Annotated in this window: 19 protein-coding genes and 2 tRNA genes; 14 read left to right on the top strand and 7 right to left on the bottom strand. The window is 40.1% G+C overall.

The window, feature by feature from the left end; genetic code table 11:
- Positions 1-278 precede the first annotated feature (278 nt).
- Positions 279-368: transfer RNA gene (locus tag C7H79_RS14395), tRNA-Ser, on the bottom strand.
- 818 nt (positions 369-1,186) lie between these two features.
- On the opposite strand from C7H79_RS14395, the gene C7H79_RS14390 reads away from it, so the two are divergent.
- From C7H79_RS14390 to lon, 10 genes are all read left to right on the top strand, one after another.
- Positions 1,187-1,642: an NUDIX hydrolase gene (locus tag C7H79_RS14390; RefSeq protein ID WP_106707962.1), complete on the top strand. Its 456-nt coding sequence runs from the start codon at positions 1,187-1,189 to the stop codon at positions 1,640-1,642.
- A gap of 4 nt (positions 1,643-1,646) precedes the next feature.
- Complete coding sequence (gene mnmA, locus C7H79_RS14385; protein ID WP_106707965.1) at positions 1,647-2,723, top strand: tRNA 2-thiouridine(34) synthase MnmA; 1,077 nt, start codon at positions 1,647-1,649, stop codon at positions 2,721-2,723.
- A 292-nt stretch (positions 2,724-3,015) separates the two neighbouring features.
- A complete protein-coding gene (locus C7H79_RS14380) occupies positions 3,016-3,306 on the top strand; it encodes a co-chaperone GroES (protein ID WP_013648311.1) in 291 nt (96 codons plus the stop codon).
- Positions 3,307-3,362: 56 nt separating this feature from the next.
- On the top strand, positions 3,363-5,012 hold the full coding sequence (groL, locus tag C7H79_RS14375) for a chaperonin GroEL (RefSeq protein ID WP_106707961.1): 1,650 nt from the start codon (positions 3,363-3,365) through the stop codon (positions 5,010-5,012).
- Positions 5,013-5,171: 159 nt separating this feature from the next.
- Positions 5,172-5,918: a YciK family oxidoreductase gene (locus C7H79_RS14370; RefSeq protein WP_106707959.1), complete on the top strand. Its 747-nt coding sequence runs from the start codon at positions 5,172-5,174 to the stop codon at positions 5,916-5,918.
- Positions 5,919-5,992: 74 nt separating this feature from the next.
- Positions 5,993-6,077: transfer RNA gene (locus C7H79_RS14365), tRNA-Leu, on the top strand.
- A 107-nt stretch (positions 6,078-6,184) separates the two neighbouring features.
- A complete protein-coding gene (tig, locus tag C7H79_RS14360; RefSeq protein ID WP_106707957.1) occupies positions 6,185-7,489 on the top strand; it encodes a trigger factor in 1,305 nt (434 codons plus the stop codon).
- Position 7,490: 1 nt separating this feature from the next.
- On the top strand, positions 7,491-8,132 hold the full coding sequence (clpP, locus tag C7H79_RS14355) for an ATP-dependent Clp endopeptidase proteolytic subunit ClpP (protein ID WP_106707955.1): 642 nt from the start codon (positions 7,491-7,493) through the stop codon (positions 8,130-8,132).
- A gap of 66 nt (positions 8,133-8,198) precedes the next feature.
- The gene (clpX, locus tag C7H79_RS14350; RefSeq protein WP_106707953.1) at positions 8,199-9,476 is read left to right on the top strand and encodes an ATP-dependent protease ATP-binding subunit ClpX; all 1,278 of its coding nucleotides are present in this window, start codon (positions 8,199-8,201) and stop codon (positions 9,474-9,476) included.
- A gap of 150 nt (positions 9,477-9,626) precedes the next feature.
- Positions 9,627-12,041, top strand: a complete 2,415-nt coding sequence (lon, locus tag C7H79_RS14345; protein ID WP_106707951.1) for an endopeptidase La — start codon at positions 9,627-9,629, stop codon at positions 12,039-12,041.
- 2 nt (positions 12,042-12,043) lie between these two features.
- Here lon and C7H79_RS14340 read toward each other — a convergent pair whose 3' ends face one another.
- The gene (locus tag C7H79_RS14340) at positions 12,044-12,796 is read right to left on the bottom strand and encodes an endonuclease/exonuclease/phosphatase family protein (protein ID WP_106707949.1); all 753 of its coding nucleotides are present in this window, start codon (positions 12,794-12,796) and stop codon (positions 12,044-12,046) included.
- 140 nt (positions 12,797-12,936) lie between these two features.
- Between C7H79_RS14340 and C7H79_RS14335 the strand changes: the two genes are divergently transcribed.
- The 3 genes from C7H79_RS14335 (at position 12,937) to C7H79_RS18060 (ending at position 15,621) form a co-directional block, all read left to right on the top strand.
- Positions 12,937-13,353, top strand: coding sequence for a CDP-archaeol synthase (locus C7H79_RS14335; protein WP_242447314.1), 417 nt, complete (start codon positions 12,937-12,939; stop codon positions 13,351-13,353).
- 43 nt (positions 13,354-13,396) lie between these two features.
- Positions 13,397-13,966, top strand: coding sequence for a CDP-alcohol phosphatidyltransferase family protein (locus C7H79_RS14330; RefSeq protein WP_242447313.1), 570 nt, complete (start codon positions 13,397-13,399; stop codon positions 13,964-13,966).
- A 1,478-nt stretch (positions 13,967-15,444) separates the two neighbouring features.
- Positions 15,445-15,621: a hypothetical protein gene (locus C7H79_RS18060; protein WP_172592456.1), complete on the top strand. Its 177-nt coding sequence runs from the start codon at positions 15,445-15,447 to the stop codon at positions 15,619-15,621.
- Between the two features lie 16 nt (positions 15,622-15,637).
- Here C7H79_RS18060 and C7H79_RS17735 read toward each other — a convergent pair whose 3' ends face one another.
- Entirely contained in the window at positions 15,638-16,135 is a 498-nt protein-coding gene (locus tag C7H79_RS17735; RefSeq protein ID WP_147383623.1) for a hypothetical protein, read from the bottom strand.
- 204 nt (positions 16,136-16,339) lie between these two features.
- Between C7H79_RS17735 and C7H79_RS14320 the strand changes: the two genes are divergently transcribed.
- The gene (locus C7H79_RS14320; protein WP_106707942.1) at positions 16,340-16,528 is read left to right on the top strand and encodes a hypothetical protein; all 189 of its coding nucleotides are present in this window, start codon (positions 16,340-16,342) and stop codon (positions 16,526-16,528) included.
- 1,192 nt (positions 16,529-17,720) lie between these two features.
- Here C7H79_RS14320 and C7H79_RS14310 read toward each other — a convergent pair.
- From C7H79_RS14310 to C7H79_RS14290, 4 genes are all read right to left on the bottom strand, one after another.
- Positions 17,721-18,686, bottom strand: a complete 966-nt coding sequence (locus tag C7H79_RS14310; protein WP_172592455.1) for a tyrosine-type recombinase/integrase — start codon at positions 18,684-18,686, stop codon at positions 17,721-17,723.
- Between the two features lie 38 nt (positions 18,687-18,724).
- A complete protein-coding gene (locus tag C7H79_RS14305; protein ID WP_106707936.1) occupies positions 18,725-18,940 on the bottom strand; it encodes a DUF4224 domain-containing protein in 216 nt (71 codons plus the stop codon).
- A gap of 331 nt (positions 18,941-19,271) precedes the next feature.
- On the bottom strand, positions 19,272-19,940 hold the full coding sequence (locus C7H79_RS14295; RefSeq protein WP_197714642.1) for an ASCH domain-containing protein: 669 nt from the start codon (positions 19,938-19,940) through the stop codon (positions 19,272-19,274).
- Positions 19,941-20,030: 90 nt separating this feature from the next.
- The coding region (locus C7H79_RS14290) for an ATP-binding protein (RefSeq protein WP_106707933.1) at positions 20,031-21,777 on the bottom strand (1,747 nt) is incomplete at its 5' end.

The following is a 21,777-nucleotide window of genomic DNA, read 5'->3' as shown; positions in this document are numbered from 1 at the left end:
TTTCTAAATAATCCGGGCTGTATGGGATTGATCAAAATTTGATCAATCTCGAATTAAAGTAACCTATGGCGGATAAAAAGTTAGTAGGCAATAATTAAAAATAGGTTGCCACAAATGGAATGTGGTGCGCTTAAAGGAGATTGTTGATATCAGGCTTTGATCGGATGGTTATTTTTAACGATCATCAAAGTTCGTTAAAAAATCAAAATCTTTTAGATGGGATGATTGATGGTAATTTATTAATAGCCTGCTTTAGAGCCGCATGAGACCTAGATCCTTGGCGGAGGCGGTGAGATTCGAACTCACGGTAGAGTCACCCCTACGGCAGTTTTCAAGACTGCTGCCTTAAACCGCTCGGCCACGCCTCCCTTTCTGAGCTTGCAGGTCGAATCATACCTTTTAGCGTGCTTTTTGGCTAGTTGCTGAGCATCTAATTTACCAGCCAAGTAAGAAATTGTTGGGGGTAATCCTAGGTATTGTGCCTGATTGTTATATCTGATTTTCTGGTCTCTTGAATGTAACTTTATGTATTGCTATTGGATTTCTATATTAATTCGTTCTTATGGGTACTCATTAGTGGATTTGTTGACATAATCCAGGCTTAGGAAAAGTGTATTTTAAGAGGCAGTAGATGTAGTGTTCTGATCCGCAGATAGCAAAACTCGAGAAGGTACATATCAGATCAAGATGTGGCGTACGCATGCATCTGGACGGTTTGTTTTGTGCTGCGTGTGCAGCCTTATATTGCGTGTTTTGTTGCTCTGCATGTTATTTTGGCGACATCATGTTTTATTATTTATAAGCAGGCACTGCATTATTACCGCACTAAGGCGGGTTTTTTTGATGTAGGTATTTCTATCCACTAATATTCTGGATAGCAGCGTCACTTTGGCGATCAGTGCTGCCGTCTGCTTTGTTGTATGTGGTATAGCTGCTACGGTGTTAAAAACAGGCTCAAAATGCTCATTTATTAAGCATAAGTTGCGCTTTTCGCCTGTTTTTGCCTTGTGTCCGCTGCCTCGCAAACGTTTTTCAACGGCTGTTAGGAAGCTTATCTCGCTACAATCTGAGAATCCTGATTGATCGTGACAGAACCTATTGCTTCAGTGCGATAATAAGCAATCAGATTGACGGTGGTAATTAAGGAACTTGAAGAATAAAGATTTATTTTTTTACTTGAAAAATTATGATTTGGAAACCTAATGTAACTGTTGCGGTGGTTGTTGAGCAGAATGGTAGATATTTGCTGGTGGAAGAGGAGCCAGAGGCGGGATGTGGTTTATTTTTGAATCAACCGGCAGGGCATCTGGACCCAGGAGAATCCATCATTCAAGGAGCAATACGGGAGACGCTGGAGGAAACTGCATATACCTTCGAACCTGAGTATGTATTGGGTATATATCAGTGGTATTCACATCGTGCAGATACTAATTATATTCGATTTGCATTTGGCGGATGCGTTACACATCACGATCCTGAACAGAAACTTGATGCCGGCATTCTAAGGGCATCTTGGTTTGGTTTTGATGAAATTAATCAGATGATTCAACGGCATCGCAGTCCTCTGGTTATGCAATGTATTCGTGACCATCTTGCCGGTAAGCGCTATCCATTGGAATTGCTGATGCATTATGAATCCTAAGGCAATGAGAAAATATCGTGTGATCGTTGGGATGTCTGGTGGCGTTGATTCATCCGTGGCTGCATATCTTTTGAAACAGCAAGGCTATGATGTGATGGGATTATTTATGAAAAATTGGGAAGATGATGATACTGATGAGTATTGTACTTCCCGGCAGGATTTTCTAGATGCAGTATCGGTTGCTGATGTTATTGATATTCCGATTGAAGTAGTAAATTTCTCGGTTGAATATAAAGATCGAGTATTCTCACAATTTCTTGCAGAATATCAAGCCGGACGCACACCGAATCCTGATGTATTGTGCAATGCTGAGATCAAATTTAAGGCATTTCTGGACCATGCAAATAAACTAGGTGCTGATTATATTGCCACAGGTCATTATGCCCGGGTGCGTAAAGTTGGTAGTGTTTTTCAATTATTAAAAGGTGAAGATGGAAACAAAGATCAAAGCTATTTTTTGTACCGATTGAATCAAGCACAACTTGCTAAGTCGCTCTTTCCCATCGGACATCTCTATAAGCGCGAAGTACGTCAAATAGCCAGAGAGCTGAAGTTACCTAATTACTCCAAAAAGGACAGTACAGGGATATGTTTTATCGGTGAGCGTCCATTTCGGGAATTTCTTAATCGTTATTTACCGCACAAACCTGGTGAAATTCAAACAACTGACGGAAAAGTCATTGGTCAGCATATCGGATTAATGTATTACACCATAGGACAACGACAGGGATTGGGAATTGGCGGGATCCGGAATGGCGAAGATGAGCCATGGTTTGTAGCAGCCAAAGATATGGGCAGAAATGTTTTGACAGTGGTGCAAGGTCATAATCACCCGGATTTATTTCGTCCCTCTCTTAAGGCAATAGATTTAACATGGATCAATGAAAAAAAACCGCATTGCAATTGGGTTTACGCTGCAAAAACACGCTATCGCCAGACTGATGCGCCTTGCGCAATTACAAGCCTGACCAGTGAATGCTGCCAAGTGGAATTTGCACAAAATCAATGGGCAATCACACCAGGGCAATCCGTTGTTATTTACGAGAGTCAAGTATGCTTGGGTGGAGGGATCATAGCGTAATGATTCAAAGCGCTTCATTTCTTCAATTAAATAAAATTTTTTGCTGTGACAAAAAATTTTATTTTCTTGCCATATAAATTCCTTTTAATTCCTGTTGTTATATTAAATTCATAATTTTCTTATTCTGCGCTCTTGAAATTCTCAATCACAAACCCTACTATTAGCACTCGTAGTCACTGAGTGCTAATGGGAATCCCAATATTAGAATCTTGACTGTTTTAGTGATGTTAAAAAATGATGTGCATGCTATTGCACAAATATTAGTTTTTTTATTTTGAGAGGAGAGAACAGCATGAAAATTCGCCCTTTACACGATCGTGTGATCGTGAAGCGATTGGAAGATGAACGTAAAACAGCTTCAGGTATCGTTATTCCGGATAGTGCAGCAGAAAAACCAGACCAAGGCGAGATTCTGGCAATAGGAAAAGGAAAGGTTGGAGATGATGGAAAAATCCGTCCGCTGGAAGTGAAAGTCGGCGATAAAGTGTTATTTGGCAAATATGCTGGACAATCCGTCAAGGTTCAAGGCGAAGAGCTTTTGGTCATGCGTGAAGAAGATATTATGGGTGTAATAGAAGGATAAATTCGCCAGTTCGATGGCACGCATCAAATAATGTATTGAGAGATTAGGAGAAAAATATGTCAGCAAAAGAAGTGAAATTCGGTGATTCAGCACGCCATAGAATGGTGGCCGGTGTAAATATTCTAGCCGATGCAGTGAAAGTAACATTAGGCCCTAAAGGCCGGAATGTTGTGCTGGACCGTTCTTATGGTGCGCCTACCATCACCAAGGATGGAGTATCTGTTGCCAAAGAAATTGAATTAAAGGACAAGTTTGAGAATATGGGCGCACAGATGTTAAAAGAAGTAGCTAGCAAAACATCTGATATAGCCGGCGATGGTACAACAACTGCAACCGTGTTAGCGCAAGCCATCGTTAAAGAAGGTATGAAATATGTTGCGGCTGGTATGAATCCAATGGATCTCAAGCGCGGAATTGATAAAGCTGTAAGCGTGGCGGTTGACGAGTTGAAGAAACTTTCAAAACCATGTACGACAGCAAAGGAAATTGCGCAAGTTGGAAGTATTTCTGCAAATTCTGATAACGAAATAGGCAAGATCATTGCAGATGCAATGGATAAAGTGGGCAAAGAAGGCGTTATTACAGTTGAAGACGGATCAGGATTGCAGAATGAGTTGGAAGTTGTTGAAGGTATGCAATTTGATCGTGGCTATTTGTCGCCCTATTTTGTAAGCAGTGCAGAAAAGCAGATCGCGCTGTTAGATAATCCATATATTTTGTTACATGACAAGAAAATTTCTAATATTCGTGACTTGTTACCGGTGTTGGAACAAGTAGCTAAAGCGGGCAAGCCATTGTTAATTATCGCAGAGGATGTGGATGGCGAGGCACTTGCAACATTGGTAGTGAACAATATACGTGGCATTCTCAAAACTTGTGCAGTTAAAGCGCCTGGTTTTGGTGATCGCCGTAAAGCCATGTTGGAAGACATTGCAATTTTAACTGGCGGTACGGTAATTGCTGAAGAAGTTGGCTTAACGCTGGAGAAAGCTACTTTAGATGATCTTGGTCAAGCCAAGCGTATTGAGGTGGGTAAGGAAAATACTACTATTATTGATGGCGCAGGCAATGGCGGAAATATTGAAGGTCGTGTCAAACAAATCCGCGCCCAAATTGAAGAAGCTACCAGTGATTATGACAAGGAAAAACTGCAGGAGCGTGTGGCTAAGCTTGCGGGCGGAGTTGCATTGATTAAAGTCGGTGCTGCTACTGAAGTTGAAATGAAGGAGAAAAAAGCTAGGGTTGAAGATGCATTGCATGCAACTCGTGCTGCCGTGGAAGAAGGTGTTATTCCAGGAGGGGGTGTAGCATTATTGCGTGCAGTTCCGATTGTTAAGAAAACAAAAGGTGATAATCATGATCAAGATGCTGGCATAAAGATTGTTTTACGTGCACTTGAAGAGCCTTTACGTCAAATTGTATTAAATTGTGGCGATGAGCCATCCGTGGTTGTCAATAAAGTGGCAGAAGGTCAAGGAAACTTTGGCTACAATGCAGCAACTAGTGAGTATGGTGACTTGGTTGCAATGGGTGTTCTGGACCCAACAAAAGTAACGCGCTCTGCTTTGCAAAATGCGGCTTCAGTTGCAAGTTTGATGTTAACCACTGATGCAATGGTGGCGGAGCTGCCTAAGGAAGATGCACCAGCCGGTGGTGGTATGGGTGGTATGGGCGGTATGGGCGGTATGGGCGGTATGGATATGTAAGAAAGAATATTTATTTATTCTGTCTTTTGAATTAAACAGACTTCAATCTCACATTGAAGTCTGTTTTTTTTATGTCCATCAAGTAAAATGAGATAATAGGTATATTTATCAGGTGTTATATTTTATTAGAAAATACTTATTCGTGATAAATTTTTTAATATGGATAAATTAAAAAACTATTCTGCGCCTAAAGATCTCTTGAAAGATCGTGTGATTCTAGTTACAGGAGCAGGGCAAGGGCTGGGGCGTACTGCGGCATTATCTTATGCAAATCATGGTGCTACGGTGATTTTGCATGGCCGTAAAGTAAGAAAGTTGGAAAGTGTTTATGATGAAATAGAAAGTATCGGTAAAGAGCAAGCTTTGATTTTTCCACTTGATCTGGAGCGTGCCGAAGAAAAAGATTATTTTACGCTGGCGCATGCAATTGCACAGCAACTGGGGCGCCTGGATGGAATCTTGCATAATGCAACCTATTTACTTGGTTTAAGTCCACTAGAACAACAAACAATTGAGCAATGGCGAATCATGTTGCAGGTTAATTTGATAGCACCTTTTGCTTTAACAAATGCATGCTTGCCATTACTGAAGGCATCCACTGATGCGAGCGTTATTATGACGTCAAGCACGCATGGGCACAATCCATCAGCTTACTGGGGTAGTTTTGCGGTTGCAAAAGCCGGTCTGGAAGCATTAGTAAAGATACAGGCTGATGAATGGGATCAGATGTCTAATTTGCGTGTCAATACCGTTATACCTGGTTTAGTGAATTCACCACAACGTGTTATTACTCACCCGGGCGAAATAAAGCAAAAATTGCGTCAGCCTGAAGACCTGATGTCAATGTACTTATTTTTGATGGGAGCAGACAGTAAGGGAATAAGTGGCCAGACAATCTATTGTTAATTAATAACGCATCGAAGGATCAGGCTGCGGTTAGCAAGATTAGAAGGTATAATCGATAATAAATAAAATGATATGCGAAAGTGGCGGAATTGGTAGACGCACCAGATTTAGGTTCTGACGCCGAAAGGTGTGGGGGTTCGAGTCCCCCCTTTCGCACCAAGTTAAATTAACGCAAAGCTTGGCCTGTTGTTCGAACGTAATGCTAAATAACGCGCAGATAGTATTTTAATTATGTTGTAAAAATTTAATCAATCAGGAATTTTTTAATGGGATCAAATGTAGAAAACCTGGGAGCACTAAAACGTCGGTTCGATATTTCAGTTTCTCTTGAAAAATTGCAGGATGAAATTGACCTTCGCTTAAAGAAATTAGCAAGAACAACCAAATTACATGGTTTCCGTCCTGGAAAAGTTCCGCTTTCATTAGTTAAACAAATGTACGGTGTGCAAGTACAACAGGATGTAATTAATGATGCAATTCATAAAGAATTTAAAGATACGGTTAAGGAAAATGATTTAAAAATTGCTGGTTATCCTCACTTTGAAAATAAACTAACCAATGATAATGATGCACTTTATACAGTCAGTGCAACCTTTGAAGTTTATCCCGAGATCATAGCGGGTGATTTAAGTAATCAAAATATAGAACAATTTAATGTGCAAGTTGGTGAAGCTGATATTGATAAAACTATTGGCATAATAAGTAAGCAACGTGTGACATTTGAACCTGCCGATCGCGCGGCAATAATAGGCGATCGAGTCAAGATAGATTATCACGGTGTTATCGATGGCAATGATTTTGCTGGTGGGAAAGCCAATGATGTTCAATTAATTCTCGGGGATGGGAAATTTCTAAAAGAATTTGAGAACTCGTTGATAGGGATGAAAGCTGGGAATCAAAAATCATTTGATGTTGTTTTTCCGCAAGATTACCATGGTAAAGAAGTTGCTGGAAAAACCGTAACATTTGAAGTAAAAATAAATGAACTAGAAGCTCCAATATTTCCTACTGTGGATGCAGATTTTGCCAAATCGCTTGGTGTTCTCGATGGAGATTTGGAAAAGTTACGTGAAGGGATAAAAAAAGATCTCGAGCGTGAAGTCTCTAAGCGTTCAAGATCAAAGCTTAAAGAGCAAGTCATGAAAGCAATTTTGGAAACTACTCAGATTGAAGCTCCTGATGTTCTGATTAATCAAGAAATGGATAGATTATTGCAAAATGCTAAAAATGACCTTGAGGCACGAGGAGTAAAAGCAAGCGAGCTCTCGCTTAAACCTGATTTATTTAAAGAAAAGGCTGAATATCGCGTCAAATTGGGATTGATTTTAGCCGAGCTTGTAAGAGTGCATTCTATTAAAACTAATCCGGCGCATATTCGGAGCATAATAGAGGACGCTGCACAAAGTTATGAGAATCCTGAGCAAGTTGTTAAATGGCACTACGCTTCCCCAGATCGTCTGCAAGAAGCTGAATCGTTAGCATTAGAAGAAAATATTGTCGACTGGGCGCTTGATCAAGTTAAATTGACCAATAAAACTATTACATTTGATGAGTTGATGGGGATATCTTAAGATGACACAAATATTCGATAACATCCGTGATGTAGAACCTAGAAACCTAGGGCTAATTCCTATGGTCATAGAAACCAGTGGAAGAGGTGAGCGCGCGTATGATATTTATTCGCGTTTATTGAAGGAAAGAGTGGTATTTCTTGTTGGTCCTGTTACTGAAGCAAGCGCAAACTTAGTGGTCGCTCAATTTTTGTTTCTAGAATCTGAGAATTCAGAAAAGGATATATATTTTTATATTAATTCTCCAGGTGGCATGGTTTCAGCCGGTTTGGCGATTTATGACACGATGCAATATATTAAACCTGATGTTAGTACACTGTGTATAGGACAAGCTGCAAGTATGGGAGCACTATTATTGACTGCGGGTACAAAAGGTAAACGCTACTGTTTGCCAAACTCCAGAGTCATGATTCATCAACCATTAGGTGGGTTTCAGGGTCAAGCCTCGGATATTGAGATACATGCACGCGAAATACTTTATCTAAAATCACGCTTAAATGAGATTATGGCTAAACACACAGAGCGACCAGTATCGGATCTTGAGAAAGATACAGATCGTGATAATTTTATGAGTGCGACAGAATCAGTAAGTTATGGTTTGGTAGATGGAGTTTTATCTCGCAGGAATGATAGTACAAATTAAGAAAAATATTTATACTCAAATTTTTTAATCACGGGTATTCAAACTCATTTAGTGTAGGATAAAAATATGCCAGACAAAGCTAGTAGCGAGAAACTTCTTTACTGTTCTTTTTGCGGCAAGAGTCAGCATGAGGTAAGAAAGCTTATTGCTGGACCCTCGGTATTTATTTGTGATGAGTGCATTGATCTTTGCAATGACATAATTCGTGAAGAAATGCAAGGCGACGAAGCAACAAAGCTTGTTAAATCAAACTTACCTGTACCACGTGAAATCTGCCAAATATTGGATCAATATGTCATCGGGCAAGAATCAGCGAAGAAGATTCTTTCTGTAGCAGTTTATAATCATTATAAGCGTCTAAGAAATATACCAAAATCAGATGAAGCTGATGATATTGAGCTGTCCAAAAGTAATATTTTGCTGGTAGGTCCAACAGGTTCTGGCAAGACATTACTTGCACAAACATTGGCTCGACTCTTAGATGTACCTTTTATTATGGCTGATGCTACTGCTTTAACAGAGGCAGGATACGTTGGGGAGGATGTTGAGAATATCATTCAGAAACTACTTCAAAAGTGTAATTACGATGCAGACAAAGCTCAGCGAGGCATCGTTTATATTGATGAGATTGATAAAATATCACGCAAATCGGATAACCCCTCAATTACACGTGATGTTTCTGGAGAAGGAGTGCAGCAGGCGCTCTTAAAGCTAATTGAAGGAACGATCGCCATGGTTCCTCCGCAAGGTGGAAGAAAGCACCCTAACCAAGAATTTATTCAAGTTGATACTACCAATATTCTGTTTATTTGTGGTGGTGCATTTGATGGACTTGATAAGGTAATTAGAGGACGTACCGAGAAAGGCGGGATTGGTTTCGGTGTCGAAGTAAAAAGCTCTACGGGAAAGGATGTAAGTAAGGTATTACAGCAAGTTGAACCAGAAGATTTGGTCAAATTCGGGTTAATACCCGAATTTGTTGGACGTTTGCCAGTTGTCGCAACTTTAGAAGAATTAAATGAAGCTGCCTTAATTCAAATATTGACTGAACCTAAAAATGCACTTGTTAAGCAATATTGGAAAATGTTTAATATGGAAGGAGGAGTTGATCTTGAATTTCGAGAGCCAGCACTTAAATCAATTGCAAAGAGAGCCTTGACGCGTAAAACGGGTGCTCGCGGCTTACGTTCTATTCTTGAAGAAATATTACTGGACATAATGTACGATCTTCCATCGTTAGAGAATGTTACAAAAGTAGTTATTGATTACAATTCGGCGAGCGATGACATTAAGCCAATTTTGATTTATTCAGATCAACCTAAAGTTGCAAAACGTTCTAAATAACTGCAAGGAACTTATTTAAAAAAATAAGTAGAAACAAGGTTTCCTATTTCACTAATAGTGATTAGGATGAATATAGAATTATTTAAACTTGAATTTCTGCTTGCAACGCATATATGTACCATTAGTTGTGAACCTTATTTGTGAGCTGATATGATTACATTACTCGAAGACTCCGAACAATTGATATTGCCGCTCCTGCCATTGCGCGATGTGGTGGTTTTTCCTCATATGGTCATTCCATTATTTGTAGGAAGACAAAAATCTATTAAAGCACTTGAGCTTGCAATGGAGGCAAATAAAAATATTTTACTTGTTGCTCAAAAAATAGCTTCCAAGGATGATCCTGTTCCTGAAGATTTATATGATGTGTGCAGCATCGCCAGCTTATTGCAGATGTTGAAACTACCGGATGGCACTGTCAAGGTCCTGGTTGAAGGCAATCATCGAGCACGTATTCAAGAGTTCATTGATTCCGGGACTCATTTTACTGGTAGGGCTTCACAAATCTTTATACCCACCACCGCAGATAATTCCGAAGCCGAAGCAATACGGCGGGCCATTCTGACTCAGTTTGATCAATATGTGAAGCTTAATAAAAAAATCCCGCCGGAAATCATTACTTCCCTTGGCAGTATTGATGAGGCAGGACGTTTGGCGGATACAATAGCAGCCTACTTACCATTAAAGCTCGAGCAAAAACAAGAGGTGCTGGAGATTTTTGATGTAACTAAGCGCTTGGAACATTTGCTGGGATTACTGGAAACCGAGCTTGATATTTTACAGGTTGAGAAACGTATCCGCGGTCGAGTTAAGCGACAAATGGAGAAAAGCCAACGTGATTATTACCTTAATGAGCAGGTAAAGGCCATTCAAAAGGAATTGGGTGAGGGTGAAGATGGTGCAGATATTGAAGAGATTGAGAAAAAAATAAAATCCGCTCAAATGCCTAAAGATGCATTGGCGAAAGCTGAATCAGAATTAAAAAAGCTTCGCTTAATGTCTCCCATGTCGGCAGAAGCCACGGTCGTTCGAAATTATATTGATGCACTGGTTGCCCTGCCATGGAAAAAGAGAAGCAAAATTAATGGCGATTTAAAATCAGCGGAAGCAACTCTTGAAAAAGATCACTATGGTCTTGAAAAAGTTAAAGAGCGAATTGTCGAGTATCTGGCCGTACAACAGCGTGTCAATAAAATGAAAGCACCGATTCTTTGTTTGGTGGGTCCGCCTGGTGTTGGTAAAACGTCTCTTGGACAATCGATTGCTAATGCAACCAACAGAAAGTTTGTGCGGATGTCTCTGGGTGGCGTGCGCGATGAAGCTGAAATTCGTGGTCATCGGCGAACTTATATTGGATCAATGCCAGGTAAGATTCTGCACAATATGAGCAAAGTGGGTGTTAAGAATCCATTATTCTTACTCGATGAGATTGATAAGATGGGTATGGATTTTCGTGGAGATCCATCTTCTGCGTTGCTAGAAGTTCTTGATCCAGAACAAAATAATACATTCGTGGATCATTACATTGAAGTTGAATATGATTTATCCGACGTCATGTTTGTAGCGACAGCAAATACTTTAAATATTCCTCCAGCGCTGCTTGACCGTATGGAAGTAATTCAATTGTCAGGATATACGGAAGATGAAAAACTAAATATTGCTACGCAGTATTTATTGGCCAAACAAATGCAGAATCATGGTGTTAGCGAGAGCGAATTGATGGTTTCTGAATCTGCATTGCGGGATATTGCGCGTTATTACACGCGAGAAGCCGGCGTACGTGCAATGGAACGGGAAATTTCAAAAATCTGCCGAAAAGCTGTAAAAGCTCTTTTACTTAAGAAAACAAAAAGTAGAATTGCTGTTACGTCACGTAATCTGGATAAATTCCTTGGAGTCAGGCGTTACACTTATGGCGTTGCAGAAGAAAAAAACCTAGTTGGGCAAGTAACCGGACTGGCTTGGACCGAAGTAGGGGGCGAGTTATTAACCATAGAAGCTGCCGTACTACCGGGAAAAGGGAAAACTATCACAACGGGTAAACTAGGGGAAGTAATGCAGGAGTCTATTCAGGCGGCCCTTTCTGTAGTTCGAGCTCGATCTCATCTCTTAGGCATACCTGAGGATTTTTATCAAAAAAGTGATATTCACATACATCTTCCAGAAGGTGCAACACCGAAAGATGGTCCAAGCGCGGGTATTGGCATTTGCGTTGCAATGATATCGGTTTTAACAAATATTGCGGTGCGAGCTGATATAGCTATGACAGGTGAAATTACTTTAAGAGGTGAGGTACTCCCAATCGGCGGACTAAAAGAAAAACTATTAGCAGCCCATCGAGGTGGTATTAAAGCAGTGATTATTCCTGAAAAGAATGTGAAGGATTTAACTGAAATTCCTTCAAATATAAAAAATCATTTGACTATTTATCCTGTTAAGTGGATAGATCAAGTGATTGATTTAGCACTGGAGCATAAACCAGAACTGCATTCTACTCAGATTGTACAGCCGACATTATCCTCAAGCACCGAAGAGAAATTAATAGACACTGTCATTAAGCATTAGAATCAAAGTCTAAATTCTGCCAGAAGTGGGATATGATCTGACAACCGATGCCATGGCTGACCATGTAAACGGTTGCAGTTGATAATGTCGAGCCCACGATAGTAGATGCGATCCATTGACAATACAGGCATCCAAGCTGGGAATGTGCGTGCGTAAGCTCCTTGGGTAAATTTAAATACCTCTTTAACGCCCAGGTCACGATGTAAATAATGTTCGGCCTGACCTCGCCAGTCATTAAAGTCTCCTGCAATTATTAACGGTTCATGGGATGAGACATGCGTGCTGATCCGTTTAACCAGAGTTGAAAGTTGACGTTCCCTTTCGTGTCCAAATAATCCGAAATGGATACAAATAATGTGAATTTTCTGATGTGTTTCAGGAATTTCAATAACTCCATGCAACACACTTCTACTCGCCGATCGTAGCGTTGAAACATTTATATTATCCCATTCAATAAAGGGATATTTACTTAAAATTGCATTACCGTGGTGTCCAGATTTATAAATGGCATTTTTGCCATAGGCATAGTGACTCCAAACTTGATCGGCAAGAAATTCAAACTGCTGGCTATTAGGCCAACTGTCAAGTCGCTGATTAGATATTCTGTGTTCGCCATGCACTTCTTGTAGAAAAACTATATCAGCATCAATATGGTGAAGAAAATTCTTTATTTCATGAAGAATAAAACGCAAATTCGTCGCGCTGAATCCTTTGTGAATATTATAGGTCAGAACTTTTAGCGATGTGCCAGCCATACGATTCCTGAATTTTAGTGCTTTTCATGGGTCAAACCTGATCTCTGTATAATCAATTATATAAGTTCTTAATGACTATCGAGGCACTTCAGCTATTAATACTAATTATAATCGCAAATGGCGCGCCGATATTGGTGCGAATGCTACTAAATCAAAAGTTAAATACCACAGTTGATTTTGGTTTCAAAATGGCGGATGGTAACCCTGTATTTGGTGCCTCAAAAACATGGCGAGGCATTCTTGCGACTTTGCTTATCACACCTGTTGTTGCTTTAATTTTCAATTATCCAGTTGAAATTGGTATTCTAATTGCTCTGGGTACAATTTCCGGGGATCTATTCTCCAGTTTCGTCAAACGTCGACTGGGAATGGCGCCAAGCAGCAAAGCGCTGTTACTTGATCAAATCCCCGAGTCACTAATTCCTGTATTGATGATGATACAGATTTTTAACCTTTCCTTATTAGGGGTTTTGCTTATAGTTTTTATATTTGCCGTCATTGACGTGATCATTACGTATTTTCTTTATCACTGGAGGATATTCATAAAATCATATTAATCATCAATAAATTATTATCATGAATAATCTTAAAGAGCGAATAGTGAATCTACCCAACTTGGTCAGTGTAATCCGGATACTACTGGCACCGGCGATGTTTTATTTTGCACTCAATCAGCAATCCTACTGGTTTTTTGGAGTGCTAATATTTGCAGTATTTACCGATGTGCTCGATGGATTTCTTGCCAGAATATTAGATCAAGCAACCACATTGGGATCACGTCTTGATAGCTGGGGAGATTTTATTATCTATGCCACAATGGCAATATGTGCTTGGATATTATGGCCAGACATCATGCTGCGCGAGAAACTGTATTTTATTATCATTGTTCTTAGTTTTACTTTGCCGGTCTTGGTTGGCCTTATCAAATTTCATACAATAATTAGCTACCATACATGGAGTGTAAAACTCGCCGTAGCCGTCACTACTATCAGTTATATTTTACTTTTTGCTGAAATATCAGATTGGCCCTTTAGAATAGCTACCTTGTTTTGCGTATATGCGGCCATAGAAGAGATTGCCATTACACTACTGATTCACCGTCAGCGCGTGAATGTCAGAACAGTCTGGCAGGTATTAAAATACAACAAAAACAGTCATGGGAGTAGATGAATCTTGTTCTTATCCTTGTCTCAAATCAGTAATATCCAATGGTTGAGAGGTTTGAGTGCAAGCTGTTCATGATGGTGATGTTGTTTTATTAGAAGTACCAGCAGCGAGAAGACTATAACCACTCAGTAGCTTACTTTATAAGTTTGTGATAGTTGGTCAGGTTGCTTATCTCTTGATTAATTAGATATACTCATAGCATTAGATTTTGCAATTAATCTTTTTGGAACCTTCAGAAACTCTTTCTAGCTGATTATTGTTGAGCCGTATTAGAAGGCTCGATTTTGCATTCATACGACCAACTCATTGACTGCCTGGTATAAATTCCGCCAATCGATTCACAAGAGTCTTTTTCGTTATTAGAATATATAAAAGATGCTGTAAATATTGCTAATAAAAGGATTGTATATAAAATAACTTTTGTCTTTTCGCTCATAGTTCTTTCCAATGCTTGTCAATATATTCATGGTCCATATCTCAATAACGAAACCTGCAAGTTCCGTTTTGTGAAGTTCCAGTTATTGCACGAATTTTGTGAGTTGCTCTAACATTGTTTTATAAAGCCAAGTTCCTCCCAAAGCTGTTATAACAACCATGAACAGAACTGCACAAACAGATAAGATGTTCCGAAATATTTTTTCAATCATGCTTTAACACCAATCTTGAGTTAGTCAATTTGCACTCTGAATATATACTTATTATCACCTAATCAAAATTAAAATTAGATAATTTACGGCAATTTCAATTTAACAGCATCATTTTCGATATCAGATAACCTGTTATTGCCATTCAATATGGCACGCATCTTATGAACAGGAAAAAGAATAGGATTTTTTTGCTCCGCGCAGTTACTTGTAGTGGCGTGAATCTGCTCATGGGATTTCCGTGCAACCGATATATTTTATTGCATTATTTAAAGCGTCTGAAAAGTATTTTGAGTCTGAGGATTATTGGGCAGGGAGGACTGAATAGTTCAGTGCTTTGTGTAAAAATATAGTTTAAGAAAATTGTTGATTTGCTTCAAAACTCCATCCTCGGAGGTTTGTTAAGGCCCTTAGTGTGCCTACGGGAAGATAGTAAGGAATGGGACGTAAGCGCACCAAGGGAGAAATTTCCAGCCATCCGACTATAAACGTCGAACTGGGCAGTTAGGGTTGCCCAGTTCTTACTTACTGGCTGGTGCGGTATCGTTTTAAAAAGAGGAGTCTTAATATTAAATCAATTTTCTTAAATAATCTGTATGTGCTAACACCTAAGGGCAGGAACGTACTTGTTGTTTCTGTTGATGTTTTATCCCGGATTTTCCATTAGGAGGAATCTTTTATTGGAATCCATTAGAGTATTGTGACAGAGGGTAAAACTATTGCAGCCCATCAACGACGCAGTTCTTTACGTGGCCAGCTGATCTGTAATCCGCTCAGCAATTATCGTGAAAAATAAAAGTAAGTGAAATCATAGATATCCTGGATTTTGCTGGTTCTGTGGCTTCACTATTAAATTTTAAACCTCCCTCTTTTAGTGATGGAAAATCTTCAAACACGATTCCTGATAATTGGCATGATATTTTGCCGGAGTTAACCCAGAAAGAGCCAAGCAATCAAAATAAGACGACACAGGTTTTTAGAGATTTTATGTTAGTAGGGTTAAATAAAAAATAATACGTACACGGAATGGTTAAATGGCACGAGACAACGCAAGGACAAATATGATTAACACAGAACAATCAGTGGTGCTGAGCCTTGGGTCATAAGAAGAATCAAAACGAATATGCGAGTTACAGGGTGGGTTTGGGAAAACTCTCGAGTTCATTAAGAAATGCTTTTTCGTACATTTCGAGTTCATACTTAAGTTTTTCATTTGTGCTGAGTTTGAAATTACAGACAGAACACCTGCAGCTTTCATTTTTAAGCGTTCCAAATTTCTCCGCAAACTTGGCGCTGCAAATAGGACAGGTGAGTTTGAATTCTTGATCGTTGAGTATCCCCATTGTTTCTCCTCTGTTGATAGTAGGTTTTTTGAACTTCCTATTTTACCAACATTCGAGAAACTTTCAGTTAATGATAAATAAATAAGTGATTGATTTTCATTATGAGCATTAGCATCAATTATTCCATTAATAACGTAGTTGTAAGAAAGGTTAAAGGGCTCCTGGGCATATTTGACACAATTCATGAAAAACGCTCATGACAATCTAGGCGGGGTTGAGGCGTTTGCATACAGGATAGGCGAGAATGCCCGTGCGATGAGAATAAGCTTTTGCCAAACGAAGATAACCAGGACCTGACAGTTAAGGAGTTAAGCAAGATTGTTGACTTCACAAATGCGAATTGAATTGCACAGGCATTCGCCGAAGATCACAACCTTATTCTCATAAAAATGCCTGACTTTGAAGGATCCGACGGCAATGAAATACTTGATCTATTACTTGATCTGCAAGCAAAACAAGATCAATGGGGAAATGAGATTCGTAAAGCTATGTCGAATGGTTCTATCGTCTGGGATGAGTTTGTGGTCATGCGTGCGCTGAGTACAATAAATTTATTACTGCCACGGCTGAGGTCATGAATCGATTGCAGTCACTCATGACTGTTACAGAAGATACCAACGGCAATTGTGCAAATAACTATACAGACTGCAAATTCCTTTATGTTTGTATATGTCGCAGCGAGAAATGCACCTTGCATGCATAGTCTGAAGGGTAGGCTGATAAGATGGGTTTGAGCATTATCGATAATGAGAATTATTTGCATTAAATTAAATCGTCAGGTACTATATCAATTCTTATTGTTGCACTTGTTTCTTGTCTTCCTGGCGTGAAAATAAGCCCTCACGCTCCCCTCGCCCAGCACATTTTCTCCTCCTCCTTTAGGTGTGCTGGGTTTTTTCGTATTTCAATTTTAATTCCCTTTGAATTGACATCGTAACTTAAGAGATTGCTAAGTATTTCTGTACTTTTTGTTGATATAGATAAGAAATCCGGAGGACGGAAATAATGGCTAGCCACATGTTAAGGTAAGGCATTTGTACATCAGATGTCATCAATATGATGTCAAGTGACAGCGGGGTGTTGCCTTACCGTTTATTTGTTGGGGCTGATGGCTATGACCGAATGGACGGCAGGGTTCAAATCATATAAAGGTAGTGCTTCACGCTCAAAGATTTTTGGGGTACTTAAAACCGAGCTGGCATATCATAGAAGATTCAAACTATGGCAACAGGCCACTCAACAACGAACTCAGCGCGATAATTTATGAAAAAATAGCGAATGAGTTTTATGAATTATATTTTCAACCAAGGAGGTAATTATTAGTAATCTGGTGGAAATGTTTCTTATTTACAAAATGAATATCAGAAAGAAGATTTCCGTGATAAGAGAAATTAGAAAGTATTCGTTTTTCTAAGTCCTTGTCAGCTTTAAGTGCTCTTCCTATTGCAATTATCAGTGTCAGTATAATAAAAAGAACTGCTACCTTTAGTAGCCACCGGATCATGTGTTTATTGTTCATTAAATTACAATTGCGAAAATTATATCATTCGGCTTATCTTACAGAATTTTGTTTCCATCTTGAAAGATTTTGTTGTTAATAATCTAAGTCACTGATTTTTTTGGGGTGGCTGATGGGACTCGAACCCACGACAACCGGAATCACAATCCGATCAACAAATAATATATTTCAAAATGTTACATGATTTTTTCATAAGATGGGAAATTTTGAAACCCTTTATTCATGCGGGTGGAATTTTCCATCTTAGGAAATTATTCTACCGCTTTTGACCGTTTAAATGTTCGTCGATCGTATACTTTTCTGATCATGTCATCTGAAGCATGGCCTGATAAGTCTGCTGCTTTTCTTCCATCTTCTACCATTCTGGTAATTGCCTTCGCCCTCAGATCGTGAAACGTGAATCCAGCGTTTCCAGATTTGATCCATGCAGCCATTACCCGGCCCCACATTGCCTTGAAACCGCTATCTGTGTATGGTTGGCCTAATCGGTTGCATATCAAGAATAGACCGCTGACTGGACGATCCAAATCTTTTAGTGAAGATACGCAATCTTTTAACGCAGGTGTCCATTCTATGAGTACTTTTGCGCGGTTCTTGGATTGAGTAATCATAATTCCTTCCTCAGTCAGCAGATCTAAACGCAAGCGCAATAAATCACCACGTCGCTGGCCAGTAAGATATGCTAGTCTGGCAACACAGGAAAGCATTCTGCCAGTCTCGTTTGTTTGTTCGGCAAATCGGCAGAAATTAATTAATTCCTCATCGGTTACGAATCGATCGCGCGGTTTTTCGGTATTTCGTGCAACGCCTTTGCATGGGTTAGTGTCTACTATTCCCCATCTCATGGCGATGCTGAACATGTGAGAGAGCAAAGATTTTTCACGATTTGCTCTCACGGGAGCAGTTTGGCCGCGTAAATCTAAATATTTCGCAACGTGAACGGGGCGTAAATCGCCCGGCTTCATTTTTCCGAAAACGTTTCTCAAACGTTCAGCACTTGGTATTTCGTCTTTATGTGTACGCGGTGCTTTCTTCGGGCTGATTTCTTTCATATACCGATCAATTAACTCTCCGATCGATCCAGCAACCGGTCTCCCTTCTTCTAATTCAATTAATTTTCTCTTGGATTCTGCTAGATCGTGGCCGAGCGTGATGTATTCGTTGGATGCTGTGATAGTATAATAAGTAATCTTGCGTTTGCCTTTATACATGTACATTCTGGGCGGCAAGTGTAGATTTGTTCTGCGACGAGCAATCATAATTGAGTGAAGTCAGGTTCAGTAGATTGAGTCTGGTTATTTTCGACCGGCATTCCCAGTTTCATTTCTGCATATTTCCTAAGCACTTTAACTTTCCCAAGACGCGACACTTCAAATGCCCAACAGCGACCATCCAGCCATTCTATCTGCTTGGATTTTTTTGTGTACCCGGTCAACTGGGCAACATCATCATCGTCTAGGAATATGCTCATCTGGGCCGATCGGGTGAATCAACTTTTTGTTCGGTCTCATCCATTGCTTCATTAAATTTTTTATGTTTTACCCGTAAATCTTTACTGTGTTTTGTGATGGTTGAGTATGTTTTGAAGAAATATATTCCAGAAAATATAAGATATACAGTTGGTATTGCTACGAAGATAGCCAGTAATAATTCGATCATAATTGCACCTTTGCCGTTAGTTATTGCCAATGATTGGATTCGATTCTAGTCGAACTAAAGATTCTCAATTCATGGCCGTTAAATAAATTGCATAGTATCTCCGTGGCCGCCAAGACGTAGAAACCCTTGGTGGCCACATCTGCTTATTTCGATATAATCCTACTAAACTCAATAACCCAAACCCATGGATTGAGATCCCACGATCCTTGGCCGTTGATTGATTGCCATAGTTCACGATATGCATATCTATTTGCCATGCCATCATCAACACCAATGCCGTTAAATGAATCAGCGTTTGATACGCCCTCAGCAATCGCATCCTCTTCACTAATATCCCTCAACCTCTCAATCCTCACATTCGTAATCTCAAGCAGAATTCTGGATGCCTCGCGCGGCATGTGGATTGATGGATTCCATTTTCTACGAAGTTTATCTGTTGAGTTTTCAAGATCCACACCCAGTGGATCATCCATATAATCTGCACGATAAAATACTTGGCAGTCTGATTCATAAGGACCTAACGGGTAATTCTCATGTTGCCATGTCTCCCTGACCCAAAGCCGGTCCCCGATTTTTCCGTAAGGACAAACAAAGGTTTTCCCGGTCGTTGTATTCCAGATGCATGGCATTTCTTCGCATCGCGTGCCATCACTATAGGTAGCTCCATGTCCACCAAAAATTGAGGGCTCCCATACTCCACGCTCTTTAGGTAACTTTATGGCTCTGCGAGTCTGGGTTTTCTTGTCATCCAAAATAGCCCGGACCATATGCGCAGAGAACAATATGGGGCGTTCTTTAATTATCTTTTCCATAATTAGACTATGTACTCAATCAATTCAATTACCATCACCGACAAAATTGCAATTGCAAACACTTTGATTGTTTCAATCATGAAATTCATTTCAAGCAGCCTCAGCCTTTTTGTCGTGAATAACTCCACCCTCAATCCAGTGAGCGCTTATAACCGATGGCAATCCGGACGGCAATGATTTGAGTGTTCCGAATAAAATCACAGATTCAATTTCATTGCTCTCTGATAAATCTAGCAGCCAATTTAAATACGCGCTGCGGCTGGGCAGATCCAAAAGATCGAACTCGTCGCACATAAAAAACTTGATTCCTGAAACGTGGCTGATGGCTTCTGCAATCATAGAATCAATCAGCAACTTGGTGGCTTTTGAACTGAATGAATATAGCTTCCCATCATCTTCTAGAATGGTCATGTCGCTAGTGATATAAACGTCGCCAGGAAAACCTAAACTTTTAACGCTTTCAGTGATCCGATTATTAATCGGGTCCAGTGCTGCAGAAAGCATTTCGCTAGGAATTCCCTCAGGCGATAGAGCATTTGCAATCAAATCCCATGCTTTTGCTTCCTCGTGATATCTAGCTGCCTGTTTGGTTTGTTTGTCAGCTTCGTTGGAGGCGTTAATGTTTTCATTCAAAACAGTCAATTCATCCTGTAACTGTTTGCGCGTTGCTTTCAGCGCTTCAATTTTGGTTTTGATCTCAACTAACGCATCTTCATTTGGCGCTTGACCGTTCTGCTTTTCAAGAACGGCCAATTGATCTTTCGCAGTGATTGCAGCCTGTAGATCACGCTCACCGTTTGCGACGGCATTACGTAGCATCGTTAAGGTTTTTTCATATTCAGGAAGTTTTACCGCCGCCTCGTCATCGCCATGCAAATCGCCGTCGCGCTTAATTAATTCCTTGCCATTGAATATTAGTTCTGTATCGCATTCAGGGCATTTGCAAGCGGTGCTCCCAGGCGTTATCCCATTGGTCTGTAAACGCGCATCGTTCACTTTGCCTATCCAGACAATCACTTCCTGCTGATCTTTCTTTAATTTCGCTTCGATTCTATCGATCTTTTCAGCCGCGTCGCGCAATCTGACAACCTCAGAATTTCTGGCTTTCACTCCGTTGATTTCTGCTTGGATGGCACCCATGTTTTGTGACCGAACTTCAATTTCGTCGTCAACAGTGATTATTCTACCTTTGAGAACAGCTAACGCTTCGGTATCAATTTCTGGTTTTTGAGCTTTCCAGCCTTCCGCTTTCTTGTCGCCATAAACCTCGCCGGTCGTTGCCTTCCAGTTTGCACGCGCTTCTTTGATTTTGCTCATTGCATGCTTATGAGCATTATCGAAACTTGATTTCAAGAAAGGCAATACTTCGTCAACATCGCCCTCAGAGCACCCACGTTTCAGAAGTTTTTCACTCACTTCCTTGCCGTCGCTTCTGAGGTTTCCAAGATTAAATAGAAATTGGCGGCGTTCATCGGTTGTGCTTGCGGCGAACAGCGAAGGGTTAAGCAAATAGGGCAGAGCAAGCGGCAATTGTTCTGTCAGTTCGTGTGTGCCATTAGGAAGGGTAATGCACGCCCGTTGGTTGTCGTTGTAATCAACGTAAGTGAAGCCGATATTATTGCCGTCGGTTCGATTGACTAACAGCCCATAATTCTTTTTCAATGGTTCACTAGGATTCACGCCGGTGAATGCATGGCGTATGCCGTTGTACAGGCTTGACTTCCCCGCGCGATTGGCACCGCAAACCAAAGTTATTGGAGAGTTAATATCAATATCAACTTCTTGGATTGCTACAGTTCCGCGTGAGGATATTTTGTCGATTCTCATGATTGAAGTG

Origin of the sequence: Nitrosomonas supralitoralis (assembly GCF_003011925.2) — a bacterium.
Classification (GTDB): domain Bacteria; phylum Pseudomonadota; class Gammaproteobacteria; order Burkholderiales; family Nitrosomonadaceae; genus Nitrosomonas; species Nitrosomonas supralitoralis.
Note: the sequence above shows the minus strand (reverse complement) of the source record. Positions and strands in the feature narration are given on the sequence as shown.

Coding starts and splice junctions, on each gene's coding strand:
- C7H79_RS14305 (WP_106707936.1), bottom strand. CDS start 18,940: ATGAGCATATTCCTAGACGATGATGATGTTGCCCAGTTGACCGGGTAC.
- mnmA (WP_106707965.1), top strand. CDS start 1,647: ATGAGAAAATATCGTGTGATCGTTGGGATGTCTGGTGGCGTTGATTCA.
- C7H79_RS14320 (WP_106707942.1), top strand. CDS start 16,340: ATGCCTGACTTTGAAGGATCCGACGGCAATGAAATACTTGATCTATTA.
- C7H79_RS14295 (WP_197714642.1), bottom strand. CDS start 19,940: ATGGAAAAGATAATTAAAGAACGCCCCATATTGTTCTCTGCGCATATG.
- C7H79_RS14310 (WP_172592455.1), bottom strand. CDS start 18,686: ATGTACATGTATAAAGGCAAACGCAAGATTACTTATTATACTATCACA.
- C7H79_RS14340 (WP_106707949.1), bottom strand. CDS start 12,796: ATGGCTGGCACATCGCTAAAAGTTCTGACCTATAATATTCACAAAGGA.
- clpP (WP_106707955.1), top strand. CDS start 7,491: ATGACACAAATATTCGATAACATCCGTGATGTAGAACCTAGAAACCTA.
- tig (WP_106707957.1), top strand. CDS start 6,185: ATGGGATCAAATGTAGAAAACCTGGGAGCACTAAAACGTCGGTTCGAT.
- clpX (WP_106707953.1), top strand. CDS start 8,199: ATGCCAGACAAAGCTAGTAGCGAGAAACTTCTTTACTGTTCTTTTTGC.
- C7H79_RS17735 (WP_147383623.1), bottom strand. CDS start 16,135: ATGAATTGTGTCAAATATGCCCAGGAGCCCTTTAACCTTTCTTACAAC.
- lon (WP_106707951.1), top strand. CDS start 9,627: ATGATTACATTACTCGAAGACTCCGAACAATTGATATTGCCGCTCCTG.
- groL (WP_106707961.1), top strand. CDS start 3,363: ATGTCAGCAAAAGAAGTGAAATTCGGTGATTCAGCACGCCATAGAATG.
- C7H79_RS14380 (WP_013648311.1), top strand. CDS start 3,016: ATGAAAATTCGCCCTTTACACGATCGTGTGATCGTGAAGCGATTGGAA.
- C7H79_RS14335 (WP_242447314.1), top strand. CDS start 12,937: ATGCTACTAAATCAAAAGTTAAATACCACAGTTGATTTTGGTTTCAAA.
- C7H79_RS14370 (WP_106707959.1), top strand. CDS start 5,172: ATGGATAAATTAAAAAACTATTCTGCGCCTAAAGATCTCTTGAAAGAT.
- C7H79_RS14390 (WP_106707962.1), top strand. CDS start 1,187: ATGATTTGGAAACCTAATGTAACTGTTGCGGTGGTTGTTGAGCAGAAT.